Annotated in this window: 13 protein-coding genes; 8 read left to right on the forward strand and 5 right to left on the reverse strand. The window is 53.3% G+C overall.

Going from position 1 to position 14,152, the window contains the following annotated elements; translation table 11 throughout:
• Position 1: 1 nt before the first annotated feature.
• The 5 genes from RHH27_RS11480 to RHH27_RS11500 form a co-directional block, all read right to left on the reverse strand.
• Positions 2-1,282 (reverse strand): glutamyl-tRNA reductase, encoded by a 1,281-nt coding sequence (locus RHH27_RS11480; protein WP_206200238.1) that lies wholly within the window; start codon positions 1,280-1,282, stop codon positions 2-4.
• Positions 1,283-1,385: 103 nt separating this feature from the next.
• Positions 1,386-2,339: an Rpn family recombination-promoting nuclease/putative transposase gene (locus RHH27_RS11485; protein ID WP_206200239.1), complete on the reverse strand. Its 954-nt coding sequence runs from the start codon at positions 2,337-2,339 to the stop codon at positions 1,386-1,388.
• A gap of 3 nt (positions 2,340-2,342) precedes the next feature.
• Positions 2,343-3,272, reverse strand: coding sequence for an Rpn family recombination-promoting nuclease/putative transposase (locus RHH27_RS11490; RefSeq protein WP_302678335.1), 930 nt, complete (start codon positions 3,270-3,272; stop codon positions 2,343-2,345).
• 3 nt (positions 3,273-3,275) lie between these two features.
• Positions 3,276-4,169: an Rpn family recombination-promoting nuclease/putative transposase gene (locus RHH27_RS11495; RefSeq protein WP_302678336.1), complete on the reverse strand. Its 894-nt coding sequence runs from the start codon at positions 4,167-4,169 to the stop codon at positions 3,276-3,278.
• Between the two features lie 36 nt (positions 4,170-4,205).
• Positions 4,206-5,507, reverse strand: coding sequence for a valine--pyruvate transaminase (locus RHH27_RS11500; protein WP_206200242.1), 1,302 nt, complete (start codon positions 5,505-5,507; stop codon positions 4,206-4,208).
• Between the two features lie 145 nt (positions 5,508-5,652).
• On the opposite strand from RHH27_RS11500, the gene RHH27_RS11505 reads away from it, so the two are divergent.
• The 8 genes from RHH27_RS11505 (at position 5,653) to tuf (ending at position 14,060) form a co-directional block, all read left to right on the forward strand.
• Positions 5,653-6,939: an efflux RND transporter periplasmic adaptor subunit gene (locus RHH27_RS11505; protein ID WP_206200243.1), complete on the forward strand. Its 1,287-nt coding sequence runs from the start codon at positions 5,653-5,655 to the stop codon at positions 6,937-6,939.
• A gap of 9 nt (positions 6,940-6,948) precedes the next feature.
• Complete coding sequence (locus RHH27_RS11510; protein WP_206201696.1) at positions 6,949-7,368, forward strand: VOC family protein; 420 nt, start codon at positions 6,949-6,951, stop codon at positions 7,366-7,368.
• A gap of 55 nt (positions 7,369-7,423) precedes the next feature.
• Entirely contained in the window at positions 7,424-8,914 is a 1,491-nt protein-coding gene (locus RHH27_RS11515; protein WP_302678337.1) for a leucyl aminopeptidase, read from the forward strand.
• Between the two features lie 11 nt (positions 8,915-8,925).
• A complete protein-coding gene (locus tag RHH27_RS11520) occupies positions 8,926-9,660 on the forward strand; it encodes a 16S rRNA (uracil(1498)-N(3))-methyltransferase (protein WP_206200246.1) in 735 nt (244 codons plus the stop codon).
• A 56-nt stretch (positions 9,661-9,716) separates the two neighbouring features.
• Positions 9,717-10,121 (forward strand): 30S ribosomal protein S12, encoded by a 405-nt coding sequence (gene rpsL, locus RHH27_RS11525; RefSeq protein WP_149819523.1) that lies wholly within the window; start codon positions 9,717-9,719, stop codon positions 10,119-10,121.
• A 71-nt stretch (positions 10,122-10,192) separates the two neighbouring features.
• A complete protein-coding gene (rpsG, locus tag RHH27_RS11530) occupies positions 10,193-10,663 on the forward strand; it encodes a 30S ribosomal protein S7 (RefSeq protein ID WP_149819525.1) in 471 nt (156 codons plus the stop codon).
• A gap of 74 nt (positions 10,664-10,737) precedes the next feature.
• A complete protein-coding gene (fusA, locus tag RHH27_RS11535; protein WP_206200247.1) occupies positions 10,738-12,813 on the forward strand; it encodes an elongation factor G in 2,076 nt (691 codons plus the stop codon).
• Between the two features lie 17 nt (positions 12,814-12,830).
• A complete protein-coding gene (gene tuf, locus RHH27_RS11540) occupies positions 12,831-14,060 on the forward strand; it encodes an elongation factor Tu (protein WP_149819529.1) in 1,230 nt (409 codons plus the stop codon).
• Positions 14,061-14,152 lie beyond the last annotated feature (92 nt).

A 14,152-nucleotide genomic window follows, 5' to 3' on the forward strand; every position in this document is an offset into this window, starting at 1 on the left:
CCTAGGCTTCAATGGGTTCGAGATTAAACAAGTCTTGGAGGGTCTGCATAGCGCGTTGACGACTTTCTAAATCCCGCTGTGATTGCAGTTGCACCGTTGGATCATGGAGAATCTTGTTAATAATTGTGCGCGTCATTGCTTCAATGACCCCTTGATGTTTCTCACCAAACTCACTGCCTAAGCGGGAGAGGGCTTTTTCCAGCTCTTGGGTACGGATCGCTTCCATTTTTTGGCGCAGACTGCGGATGGTGGGAATCGTTTCTAGGGCGTGCCACCAAGCCAAAAAGGTCTCTAATTCTTCCTCAAGGATACCCTCGGCCTCTTGAGCCAATTGGCGTCGCGCCTCTTGGTTTTGGGCGACGACTGCTTCGAGATCATCCACATTAAACAGTTGTACGGAGGCCAATTCCGTCACGTTGGCATGGACATTGCGGGGCACGGAAATATCAATGATTGATAGGGGGCGATCGCCCGTGAGCACCGACCCTAAATTCTCGCGATCCAAGAGGGGTTGTGTCGCTGCTGTACCCGTAAAGACCAAATCCATTGCTGCCACAATCGGCAGTAGATCTGTCATCGTAAAGAGTTCAAAGCGTACTTCGGGAAACTGCTGCGCCAGTTCCTGTGCCCGTTCCAAGGAGCGGTTGATAATGCTCATTTCTTTCACCCCTCGGGCAATCAGGTGTTGCACCACCAAGCGGGACATTTTGCCCGCACCGACAATGGCAATGCGGCAGTTCTGGAGATTTTGCAACCGCAGGTCGGCGAGTTCCACCGCCGCTGAGCTAATGGAGACCGCCCCCGTCCCAATGCTGGTTTCTGTGCGTACCCGTTTACCGGCCGCGATCGCCCCCGTAAAGAGGCGATTGAGAATAGACCCAATGGACTTGTACTGCTGCCCTAACTGATGACAGCGCTTCACTTGGGAGAGAATTTGCCCCTCGCCAATCACCAAGCTATCCAGACCCGAAGCCACCCGCATGAGGTGCATCACCGCATCCTGATGCAGCAGGATAAAGAGGTAGGGACGCAGTTGGGGCAGGGGAATATGACTCCACTCACTGAGAAACTGATGCACTTCCCGCACGCCCACCTCAGTGTCACTAGTAACAATGTAAATTTCTAAGCGGTTACAGGTGCTAAGGATGGTCGCTTCCTGAATATGGGCGTAGCCGCATAGATGTTGCAGTGCCCGCTCCCGCACATCCTCTGGCACACTCAATTTTTCGCGCACATCCACAGGGGCGGTTTTGTGACTCAAGCCAATGACAGCAATATTCATAGGAATCGGTTGACGTTCGGCTGCAACTCCATCAATTGTTGTATCAGGATTCTTGAGCCTCCTTCACGCTTGTTTGCAAGTCTTTACTAAAGGAGGATTCTCCCTAACCGAGATTCCTGAGCCAGTCCCTCAGGTCTTCCAGGGTCGCAAAGTCAAGGAGTGCCTCTGCCAAAGTCTCAATCTGGGTGGATGGGAGTTGGCGAATTGCTGCTTCAAGGTCAGCCGGTAAATCCCCAAACCGTCGCCTGAGGAAGCGCAAAACAACCAGTGCTTCTCCCTGCTGTAATCCCTGTTGCAATCCCTGTTGCAATCCCTGTTGCAATCCCTGTTGCAATCCCTGTTGCAGTCCTTGCTGTAATCCTTGCTCCAATCCCTGCCGTAAGCCCCGTTGTAACCCTTCCTCTTGTGCCTCGGCATAGACCTCTTGGTAAAACCGTGTCCGCTTCAGCTCCTCCGTCGTAAACCCCAGCATGCGCAGCACCTCCTCCCGACTCAGCTTGGTGAACTTGTACAGCACAATGGTAGTGATTAACTCTATTATGGCTTCCAAGTTTGGCGCTCTTTCGGTCTGGCTGCGCTGGGCAAGTAATCGAGCGACTCTGGGCATCTCTGCCTCTGGTACCACCATCAACTGCATCAGGGCAAGGCTCAAGGGCAATTCCGCTGGTGACCCCAGTTCATTCAAATACACCCGCCGCAGGCGATCGCTCTTGACCAACACGTCATAGGGTTCAAAGGAAACTTGTTCGGCTTGGCGATGGGGATAAATGACCACCGCTTGCCAATCAGAGAAAGTTTGGCGGTACAGGCGCAGATAGAGAAAAATCTCAGCAAAGAGACGTTCGTAGAGGGTGTTATCGCGCTGAAACTGAACTTCACAGAAATAGACGGTTCCTGAGGGGTCAGGAGGCAGAAAGACACCATCAATGCGAAAGGCCGTTTGCTTCAGCTCCACAGAGTCAAAGCGGTAGCCCTGCGGGGGATTGATTCCCAAAAGGTCAAACAGTGTCTGGGGCAGCTGGGCAAACAGTTGGTAAAAGAGGGAGTCACGGCGCATGGGCTAGGGGGAGCGCTCTAGCCACGCAGAGACGTGTTCAAGGTCAGTGAAGTCAAGGAGAGCTTCTGCCAACGCTTCAATCTGATGGGGAGGGAGCTGGCGAATGCGCTCTTCAAGACTAGTTGGTAAATCGCCAAACCGCCGTCTTAACTGCCGCAAGACAACAAGTACCTCTCCCTGTTGTAATCCCTGCTGTAATCCCTGTTGCAATCCTTGTTGCAGTCCTTGCTGTAATCCTTGCTCCAATCCCTGCCGTAAGCCCCGTTGTAACCCTTCCTCTTGTGCCTCGGCATAGACCTCTTGGTAAAATCGTGTCCGCTTCAGCTCCTCTGTCGTAAACCCCAGCATGCGCAGCACCTCCTCCCGACTCAGCTTGGTGAACTTGTACAGCACAATGGTAGTGATTAACTCTATTATGGCTTCCAAGTTTGGCGCTCTTTCGGTCTGGCTGCGCTGGGCAAGTAATCGGGCGACTCTGGGCATCTCTGCCTCTGGTACCACCATCAACTGCATCAGGGCAAGGCTCAAGGGCAATTCCGCTGGTGACCCCAGTTCATTCAAATACACCCGCCGCAGGCGATCGCTCTTGACCAACACGTCATAGGGTTCAAAGGAAACTTGTTCGGCTTGGCGATGGGGATAAATGACCACCGCTTGCCAATCAGAGAAAGTTTGGCGGTACAGGCGCAGATAGAGAAAAATCTCAGCAAAGAGACGTTCGTAGAGGGTGTTATCGCGCTGAAACTGAACTTCACAGAAATAGACGGTTCCTGAGGGGTCAGGAGGCAGAAAGACACCATCAATGCGAAAGGCCGTTTGCTTCAGCTCCACAGAGTCAAAGCGGTAGCCCTGCGGGGGATTGATTCCCAAAAGGTCAAACAGTGTCTGGGGTAGCTGGGCAAACAGTTGGTAAAAGAGGGAGTCACGGCGCATGGGCTAGGGGGAGCGCTCTAGCCACGCAGAGACGTGTTCAAGGTCAGTGAAGTCAAGGAGAGCTTCTGCCAACGCTTCAATCTGATGGGGAGGGAGCTGGCGAATGCGCTCTTCAAGACTAGTTGGTAAATCGCCAAACCGCCGTCTTAACTGCCGCAAGACAACAAGTACCTCTCCCTGCTGTAATCCCTGCTGTAATCCCTGTTGTAATCCCTGCCGTAAGCCCCGTTGTAACCCTTCCTCTTGTGCCTCGGCATAGACCTCTTGGTAAAACCGTGTTCGCTTCAGCTCCTCCGTCGTAAACCTCAGCATGCGCAGCACCTCCTCCCGACTCAGCTTGGTGAACTTGTACAGCACAATGGTAGTGATTAACTCTATTATGGCTTCCAAGTTTGGCGCTCTTTCGGTCTGGCTGCGCTGGGCAAGTAATCGGGCGACTCTGGGCATCTCTGCCTCTGGTACCACCATCAACTGCATCAGGGCAAGGCTCAAGGGCAATTCCGCTGGTGACCCCAGTTCATTCAAATACACCCGCCGCAGGCGATCGCTCTTGACCAACACGTCATAGGGTTCAAAGGAAACTTGTTCGGCTTGGCGATGGGGATAAATGACCACCGCTTGCCAATCAGAGAAAGTTTGGCGGTACAGGCGCAGATAGAGAAAAATCTCAGCAAAGAGACGTTCGTAGAGGGTGTTATCGCGCTGAAACTGAACTTCACAGAAATAGACGGTTCCTGAGGGGTCAGGAGGCAGAAAGACGCCATCAATGCGAAAGGCCGTTTGCTTCAGCTCCACAGAGTCAAAGCGGTAGCCCTGCGGGGGATTGATTCCCAAAAGGTCAAACAGTGTCTGGGGCAGCTGGGCAAACAGTTGGTAAAAGAGGGAGTCACGGCGCATTGAGAAATGAGGAAGTACTCACCCATGAAGGAGGGCTTAAGCGAGGACATCAGAGTAGGAGCGGCTAGGGAACTCTTGATACACCTGTGTAATGGTGGCGGCTAGTCGTTGCATGCCAAGGGCAATTTCCTCATCACTGGCAGTGAGACTAATACGCAGGCACTCCTGTTTGTGGCGCCACGGCTCGGTCAAGCCGGGGAAAAAGGAGCTGCCGGGAACCACAATCACCCCTGCTCGCTTCAGGTGTTGATATAATTCCCAATCTGTCATGGGTAAATCCCGTAGCCATAGCCACGCGAAAATCGCCCCCTCACCGCGATGCAAAAACCAAGGAAGGTCGTTGGGCAAAGCAGTTCGTAGGGTTTCTTCGAGAACTGTCAACTTGCGCTGATAAAAGGGACGAATGACATTGACGGATACTTCGGCTAGGGCACCATTGGCAATGGCTAAGGCCGCGATCGCCTGACCGTAGCGCGAGGCATGAATACAGGCATTGGTTTGAAAGGCTTCGAGAACACTCAAAATCTCGCGATCGCCAATGGCAATCCCCACCCGCTCCCCCGGCAGTCCTGCTTTTGAGAGGCTGAGGCAGTGGACAATATTGCCGCCAAAAACGGGTGCTAGTTCCGTAAAGTTCAAGCTGGGATAGGGGGGGCCATAGGCAGCATCAATCAACACTGGAACGCCATAGGGGACAGCGAGATCAGCAATTTGCCGCACCTCGACATCCGTGAGCACATTTCCCGTCGGATTGCAAGGACGAGAGAAGATGACGCATCCAGTCGTCTCATCAATGTGGAGTTGTTGAAAGTCGGGACGATACTTAAAGGTGTGATCCGCTTCAAAAATCTCAAGGCGCGGACGATAGGCAACAACAGTATCAGGGGTAAAGCTGACGCCACCATAACCCGTATATTCTGGACTCAAGGGGAGAACGACTTTCTTTAATTCACCGTTGGCGCTAAAGCCCCCAAAAGCATTGGCAGCAAAGAAGTAGATGGCCTGACTGCCGGGGGTGACAAGGACATTGCGCTCCGTCAGGTTCAAACCATAGCGGCGATTAAAATCATCGACAACGGCAGCAATTAGCGGTTCATACCCTTGGCTTGTGCCGTAGCGGCAGACCACTTGGCCAAATTCTGGGCTGGCCATTAGCTCGTGGGTACAGTCGCGCCATAGTTGCTCCACCTCAGGGACAATGAGGGGATTACCTGCACTCAGGTTAATCAGGTCTTGACCGCGATTCAGGCGCAACGTCTCAATAATATCCTTCATGATTGCCCGAACTCCCGTCAGTTGGGACATTTGCTGGCCAATCTGGGAGAGTGCAGGATTCATAGGCAAAGGACATAGACAGTATTGGTTAGGATAGCATCTGCGCTTCTATTAAGGGACAGATGGAACCAATAGATACGGTCAATGCTGCTATTCGGTGGGTCACTGTAACATAACGTTAGAATAGGCCAAGAACTGTAAGGCATTCATGGCAGCGTTTATCCCCTTTGTTGGTAAACCTTCTTCCCCTTGGCGATCGCTCGTGATTGGGGTGATTGCTGCTGGTTTGATTGGCAGTGGTGGCCTACTGCTGTGGCGATCGCGCCAAACGCCCCTTGATTTAGATCGCTACACCGTACCCGTTCAAGACAGTCGCGATTTAGTCGCTCGCATTGCTGCCACGGGCAAAGTGGTGCCTGTGCAAACCGTCAATATCAGTCCAAAACGGGCAGGTCTTCTCGCCGAACTCTACGTCGAGCAGGGCGATCGGGTCAAGGCGGGTCAAATCATTGCCCGTATGGATAACCGCGATGAACAGGCGCAACTGGCTCAAGCCCAAGCCAACCTCGCCGATGCCATTGCCCGTCGCGATCGCGTGGTTGCCGGTAACCGTGCCGAGGAAATTGCCCAAGCCGAAGCCCAAGTGCGAGCAGCCGCCACCCGTGCTCAATTGGCAGAAGAACGCCTGAAACGCAATGAATTGCTCGCGGCTGAGGGTGCGATTCCCCGCGATACCCTTGATGAACTAAAGGCAAACCGGGATAGCGCGATCGCCAACCTGAATGAAGCTCAAAAGCGCCTGCAACTATTACAGCGGGGTTCCCGCACTGAAGAGATCCGTCAAGCGGAAGCGGCCGTGGCTGCTGCCCAAGCCCAAGTCCAAGCCGCCCGTGCTGCCCTCGAAGATACAGTGATTCGCGCTCCTTTTACGGGGATTATTACCCAGAAGTACGCCAATCCGGGGGCATTTGTGACACCCACCACCACCGCCTCTGCCACGACCTCTGCCACTTCCACCTCAATTGTGGCCATTGCCCAAGGCCTAGAAATTCTTGCCGAAGTCCCAGAAGTGGACATTGGCCAAGTGCTCGTGGGGCAACCCGTTGAAATCCGTGCCGATGCCTATCCGGGGGAAACCTTTGAAGGACGAGTACGCTTAGTGGCACCCGAAGCGGTGGTGGAGCAAAATGTCACCTTCTTTCAAGTGCGGGTCTCCCTTGTTACTGGGTTGCAGAAGCTGCGTTCTGGGATGAATGTGGACTTAGATTTTCTGGGACAAAAAATTAACAATGCCCTGCTGGTGCCGACGGTGGCCATTGCCGTTGAGCGCGGTCAAACGGGTGTTTATGTTGTGGGTGAAGACAATCAGCCAAAATTCCGCCCCGTCACCATTGGCAGTAGCTGGCAAGATCAAACACAAATTATCAGCGGCCTGAGGGCGGGTGAGCGGGTCTTTATTGATTTTCCGGAACGGCTGCGGCCAAAACAGGAGTAGTCTATGGGCTTGCACCACGTTTCCATCCGCACCGCCAATATTCAGCGGGCGATCGCCTTCTATGAATGCCTAGGCTTCACGATGGATGTCCGCTTTACCACGGGCTATACCCTTGCCTGTTGGCTCAAGGGCTGGCACACCCGCCTTGAACTTCTGCAAGTCCCTGAACCCCACCCTGCTGCTGACCCTTTTCACGATGAGCACTATGTTGGCTACTACCATCTTTCCTTTGATCTCAGTGACCATCCTGACCCCCTTGAAACATGGCTCAATCAGGTGGCGCAAACGTTGAAGGCACAGAATTTACCCTTTGAGCTACTGCTGAAGCCCACTCAGCAAGTGATTGGGTCGCACCTCTATCACGTCGCCTTTATGCGTGACTGCGATGGCTTGCCCCTTGAATTTTTGCAGTGTCTGGGTTCCTGCTGAGGCCTAAACCCCGATAAAATAAGGGGGTTGAGAGATTTTTGGGTCGTAGATAGGCATGCAACTGCAAACAATTACTACAGTCATTCCCGACTGGTCGGGGGACTTACTGGCGATCGCCGTCTTTCAAACGGAAGGCACCCTCACCCTCACCGACCCCTACACGACCCTTGATCAACGCCTCAACGGTCTATTGCAGGAACTGATCAACGAAGGGGAATTTCAAGGCAAGTCCGGTACCTCCCTTCTGATGCGCCTATTGCCCAACTTCCCCATTAAAAAGCTTCTCCTTGTGGGCTTGGGGAATCGCGATGACTTTAACCTAGAGACCCTGCGCCGCACTGCTGCGACCATTGCCCGTACGGCTCGCCGTGAACGTGCAAAAACATTAGGCATGGCACTGCCCCATGAGACTTTAGAGGCGGCGGATGCTGCCCAAGCCATTGCCGAAGGAGTTCTCCTTGCCCTCCACAGTGATGTGCGTTTTAAGTCGGATCCCGAAGCTCGTAAACTCCTGCCCTATCCAGAATCCGTCAGCCTGTTGGGTTTAGGGGAGCAAGCAGCGGCCTTGACCCGTGCCCAGCAGATTTGTGATGGGGTGATTTTGGCGCGCGAACTCGTGAATGCCCCGGCCAACGAAGTGACGCCTGTCACCCTTGCGGAAACGGCTCAGCAATTGGCGGCTACCTACGGCCTCACGGCAAAAATTTTGGAGCGCGATGAGTGTGCCGCCTTGGGTATGGGTGCCTTTTTGGGAGTGGCCCAGGCATCTGATCTACCGCCGAAATTTATTCACCTCACCTACACTCCCGCCGGAAATGTCCAGAAGAAAATTGCCCTCATTGGCAAGGGGTTAACCTTTGATTCCGGTGGCCTCAACCTCAAGACCCAAGGGGGCATTGAAACCATGAAAATGGACATGGGGGGAGCCGCAGCCGTTTTGGGAACCGCCAAGGTCATCGGTCAACTCAAACCCGCTGGCATTGAAGTTCACTTTATTATTGCTGCCACTGAAAACATGATTAGTGGCCGTGCCCTGCATCCGGGGGATATTCTCACCGCCTCCAACGGTAAGACCATCGAGGTCAACAACACCGATGCTGAAGGCCGCCTCACCCTTGCCGATGCCTTGGTCTATGCCGAAAAACTAGGCGTAGATGCCATTGTTGATTTGGCAACGCTGACCGGTGCCTGTATTGTTGCCTTAGGGGATAATATTGCCGGTCTTTGGAGCAACAATTCAGAATTGGCGCAAGCTCTGCAAAAGGCCAGCGATCGCTCCGGTGAAAAGTTCTGGCAAATGCCCCTTGAAAATAAATACTTTGAGGGTATGAAGTCCCAAGTGGCCGATATGAAAAACACCGGTCCGCGATCGGCCGGATCAATTACCGCCGCCCTATTCCTTCAGCAATTTGTTGATCACACCCCTTGGGCACACCTTGACATTGCCGGTCCTGTCTGGACAGAAAAAGAGGATGGCTACAATAATCCCTGTGGGACAGGCTACCCTGTGCGCACATTGGTGGAGTGGCTATGCAGTCTCAGTTAGATAGAAATTGAATGCGATCGCCCCAGCGGTTAGTCGTCTCACCCTCACAAATCCAAGACCGACAGGTGTGGCTCACTCCTGAGCAAGTCCACTATCTCCGCCATGTCCTGCGCTTAAAAGATAACGATGTCATCTCGATTTTGGATGGCCAAGGACAGCGATGGCGGGGCACGCTTGGTGTGAATGGGCAGACTGTCGAATTATTGGAAGCTGAAAAGCAAGAGACGGAGCTCAGTGTAGAAATTATTCTCTGTCTAGCTCTACTGAAGGTGGCAAACTTTGAGCAAGTGCTGCAACAGGCAACGGAATTGGGGGTCAAGCGTATTATTCCGATTCAAACAGCGCGATCGCTCCTGCAACCCAGTGCCAATAAATACCAGCGTTGGCAGCGCATTCTCCAAGAGGCCGCCGAGCAAAGTGAGCGTCTTTATGTCCCCACCCTCAGTGATCCCCTCTCCGTTGCCGAAATGGTCAGCCTCACCCCCAAGGGCTACATTGCCAGTTTGAATGCCTCACAGCTCCTGTGGGACTGCTTGCCCCAAATGAATCTATCTCAGCCAATTTATCTGGCGATCGGACCCGAGGGGGGATGGACAGCCTCAGAAGTGGAGCAAGTTTTGGCCGCTGGTTGGCAAGCATTTTCCTTGGGGCGGCGTACCCTGAGAGCCGTCACCGCCGCGATCGCCAGCCTGACCTTAGTGAGCCATTACACTGAGAGGCACTGCGCAACGGCACAACAGCATTGACAACGCCACGGCTACCTCGATACACTAGAAGTTCGGTGAAATTAACGTAAGCAGCAATGCCCACCATCCAGCAACTGATCCGCCAAGAGCGGGAACTGTTGAAAAAGAAAACAAAATCTCCTGCCCTCAAAAGCTGCCCCCAACGGCGTGGGGTATGCACACGGGTTTATACCACAACCCCCAAAAAGCCCAATTCTGCCCTGCGCAAAGTGGCACGGGTACGTCTCACCTCTGGCTTTGAGGTCACCGCCTATATTCCGGGAATTGGCCACAACTTGCAGGAGCACTCTGTAGTCATGATTCGCGGCGGTCGGGTTAAAGATTTGCCCGGTGTGCGCTACCACATTATCCGTGGCACGTTGGATACCGCTGGCGTCAAAGACCGTAAACAAGGTCGCTCCAAGTATGGTGCCAAGCGTCCCAAACCCGGTGAGGCTGCTGCTACCGGCAAGAAGAAATAATTTCCGTTCTCCTATCTCCTTGAGTCCACCCTTGAAATCTTGAACTTCACTAGAGCAAACAGTAAACACCTATGTCTCGTCGCACTCGCGCTCAAAAACGGCCTACTGCCCCTGATCCCGTCTATAACAACGTGCTGGTGAATATGTTAATCCAGCGGATTATGCTCAATGGCAAAAAATCCCTTGCCAGCCGCATTGTCTATGACGCGATGAAAACCGTACAGGAGCGCACCGGCGAGGATGCTCTGCAAATTTTTGAGCGTGCAGTAAAAAATGCAACGCCCCTAGTGGAAGTGAAAGCCCGCCGTGTGGGGGGTGCCACCTACCAAGTGCCGATGGAAGTTCGTCCCGATCGCGGCGTCGCCTTGGCTTTGCGCTGGTTAGTGCAATTTTCCCGCAAACGAGCCGGTCGTTCGATGTCCGCCAAGCTGGCCAATGAATTGATGGATGCCGCCAACGAAACCGGCAGCACCATTCGTAAACGGGAAGAAACCCACAAAATGGCAGAAGCCAACAAGGCCTTTGCCCACTATCGCTACTAAACCGTCACACGGTTCAAGAGTTGGATACAATTATTTAAGAATTCTAACGTAATGCAACAAACAAGGAGGTAGCTGTGGCACGGACGACCCCGCTAGAGCGAGTGCGAAACATCGGGATTGCCGCTCACATTGATGCGGGTAAAACAACCACAACTGAACGTATTCTTTTCTATTCCGGTGTGGTGCACAAAATTGGCGAAGTGCACGAGGGTACCACGGTTACCGACTGGATGGAACAGGAGCGGGAGCGGGGCATCACCATTACAGCCGCCGCCATCAGCACCTCTTGGAAAGACCACCAGATCAATATTATTGACACTCCCGGCCACGTGGACTTCACGATTGAGGTGGAGCGCTCCATGCGGGTTCTCGATGGGGTGATTGCGGTATTCTGCTCCGTCGGTGGTGTGCAACCCCAGTCAGAAACCGTGTGGCGGCAAGCCGATCGCTACAGCGTCCCGCGCATCGTCTTTGTCAACAAGATGGATCGCACTGGGGCAAACTTCTACAAAGTCTATGACCAGATTCGCGATCGCCTGCGGGCAAATGCTGTGCCGATTCAGTTGCCCATTGGTGCTGAAGATCAGTTCAAAGGCATCGTTGATCTGGTGCGGATGCGCGCCAAAATCTACAAAGACGACCTTGGCAAGGAAATCGAAGACACTGAAATTCCTGCCGAGATGACTGAACTGGCGGAAGCGTATCGCACCAAGCTCATCGAGGCAGTTGCCGAAACCGATGATGCCCTCATGGAAAAATACTTTGAGGGGGAAGAACTCACAGAAGAGGAAATCCGCGCCGCCCTACGCAAAGGGACGATCGCTGGCACCATTGTGCCGATGCTCTGTGGCTCCGCCTTCAAAAATAAAGGCGTGCAATTGCTCCTTGATGCCGTGGTGGACTATCTGCCAGCGCCCATTGACATTCCAGCGATTAAAGGTCATCTGCCCGATGGCACAGAGGTAGAGCGTGCTGCCGACGATGATCAACCCCTAGCGGCATTAGCCTTCAAAATCATGTCGGATCCCTATGGCCGCCTCACCTTCGTGCGCGTTTATTCTGGTGTTCTCAAAAAAGGCAGCTATGTCCTCAATGCCACTAAGGGCAAGAAAGAGCGCATTTCTCGTTTGATTGTGCTCAAAGCCGATGAGCGGATTGAAGTAGATGAACTGCGAGCCGGCGATTTAGGAGCTGCCTTGGGTCTGAAGGAAACCTTCACGGGGGATACCCTCTGCGATGAAAGCTCGCCCGTGATTCTTGAATCGCTGTACATTCCAGAGCCAGTGATTTCCGTGGCTGTGGAACCCAAAACCAAGCAGGACATGGAAAAACTCTCCAAAGCCCTGCAAGCCCTCTCTGAGGAAGACCCCACCTTCCGCGTCAGCGTTGATCCTGAAACCAACCAAACCGTGATTGCGGGGATGGGGGAACTGCACCTCGAGATCCTTGTGGATCGGATGCAGCGGGAGTTCAAAGTGGAAGCCAATATTGGCCAACCCCAAGTGGCCTACCGCGAAACGATTCGCAAACCCGTCCGTGCCGAAGGCAAGTTTATCCGTCAAAGTGGCGGTAAAGGCCAGTATGGTCACGTTGTGATTGAAGTAGAGCCTGCCGAACCCGGTACTGGGTTTGAATTTGTCTCCAAAATTGTTGGTGGTGTCGTTCCCAAAGAGTACATTCCACCTGCTGAGCAGGGGATGAAGGAAGCCTGTGAATCGGGGATTTTGGCAGGGTACCCAGTGATTGACCTCAAGGTCACATTAGTGGATGGCTCCTACCACGAGGTTGACTCCTCAGAGATGGCCTTCAAAATTGCTGGCTCCATGGCCATTAAAGAGGCAGTAATGAAAGCCAATCCGGTGCTGCTGGAGCCAATGATGAAGGTCGAGGTCGAGGTTCCAGAAGAATTCCTTGGGACAGTGATGGGAGACCTCATTTCCCGTCGCGGTCAAATTGAGGGACAAACCGTGGAAAATGGCATTGCCAAAGTGACGGCAAAAGTCCCTCTCGAACGGATGTTTGGTTATGCCACTGACATTCGCTCGAATACCCAAGGTCGGGGAATTTTCTCGATGGAATTTAGCCATTACGAGGAAGTCCCCCGTAATGTGGCTGAGGCGATCATTGCCAAAAATAAAGGGAACGCATAGTCTATACGAGGAACAACATGGCACGCGCTAAATTTGAACGAACCAAACCCCACGTTAACATCGGTACGATTGGTCACGTTGACCACGGTAAAACCACACTGACCGCAGCCATCACCATGACATTGGCTGCCCAAGGGAAAGCCCAAGCTCGCAAATACGATGAAATTGATGCTGCCCCTGAGGAAAAAGCCCGTGGGATTACCATCAACACGGCTCACGTGGAGTATGAGACTGAAAAACGTCACTATGCCCACGTGGATTGCCCCGGCCACGCTGACTATGTGAAAAACATGATCACGGGTGCCGCCCAAATGGACGGTGCTATTCTCGTGGTGGCCGCTACTGATGGTGCGATGCCCCAAACCAAAGAGCACATTCTCTTGGCTCGTCAGGTGGGGGTGCCCAGCATTGTTGTCTTCCTGAACAAAGTGGACATGGTGGACGACGAAGAACTGCTGGAGCTGGTGGAACTGGAACTGCGGGAACTCCTCAGCGAATATGAATTCCCCGGTGACGAAGTGCCCATCATCCGTGGTTCGGGTCTAAAAGCCCTTGAAGCCATGACCGCCAACCCGAAAACCCAACGCGGTGAAAATGAGTGGGTCGATAAAATCTACGAGCTAATGGATGCCGTGGATAACTACATTCCTACCCCTGAGCGGGATGTGGATAAGCCCTTCTTGATGGCTGTAGAAGACGTGTTCTCCATCACCGGTCGGGGTACCGTGGCCACGGGTCGGATTGAGCGGGGTCGCATTAAGCTCAACGAAACGGTTGAACTCGTGGGTCTGCGGGAAACTCGCACAACGACGGTCACCGGTATTGAAATGTTCAAGAAGAGCCTCGAAGAGGGGATTGCCGGTGACAACGCTGGTTTGCTCCTGCGCGGTCTGAAAAAAGAGGATGTGGAACGGGGAATGGTGATTGCCAAACCCGGCTCCATTACGCCCCACACCCAATTTGAGGGTGAAGTGTACGTGCTTACTGAAAAAGAGGGTGGCCGTAAAACCCCCTTCTTTGCTGGTTACCGTCCGCAGTTCTATGTGCGTACCACCGATGTGACCGGTACGATTACCTCCTTCACCGCTGATGATGGTAGCGCCGCTGAAATGGTGATGCCTGGTGACCGCATCAAAATGACCGTGGAACTGATCCAGCCCATTGCCATTGAGCAGGGGATGCGCTTTGCCATCCGTGAAGGTGGCCGGACGATTGGTGCGGGTGTTGTCTCCAAAATCCTGAAGTAGTTGATCTTATGGCCGCTAGCCTTTCTGTGGTGTTGGCGGCCTTTTTTGTCTGAATTTTGTCGGATTGTCTCTGAACCTTGACAAGTAAGGAA

The sequence above is a fragment of the Thermosynechococcus sp. PP555 genome, from assembly GCF_031583225.1.
Lineage (GTDB): Bacteria > Cyanobacteriota > Cyanobacteriia > Thermosynechococcales > Thermosynechococcaceae > Thermosynechococcus.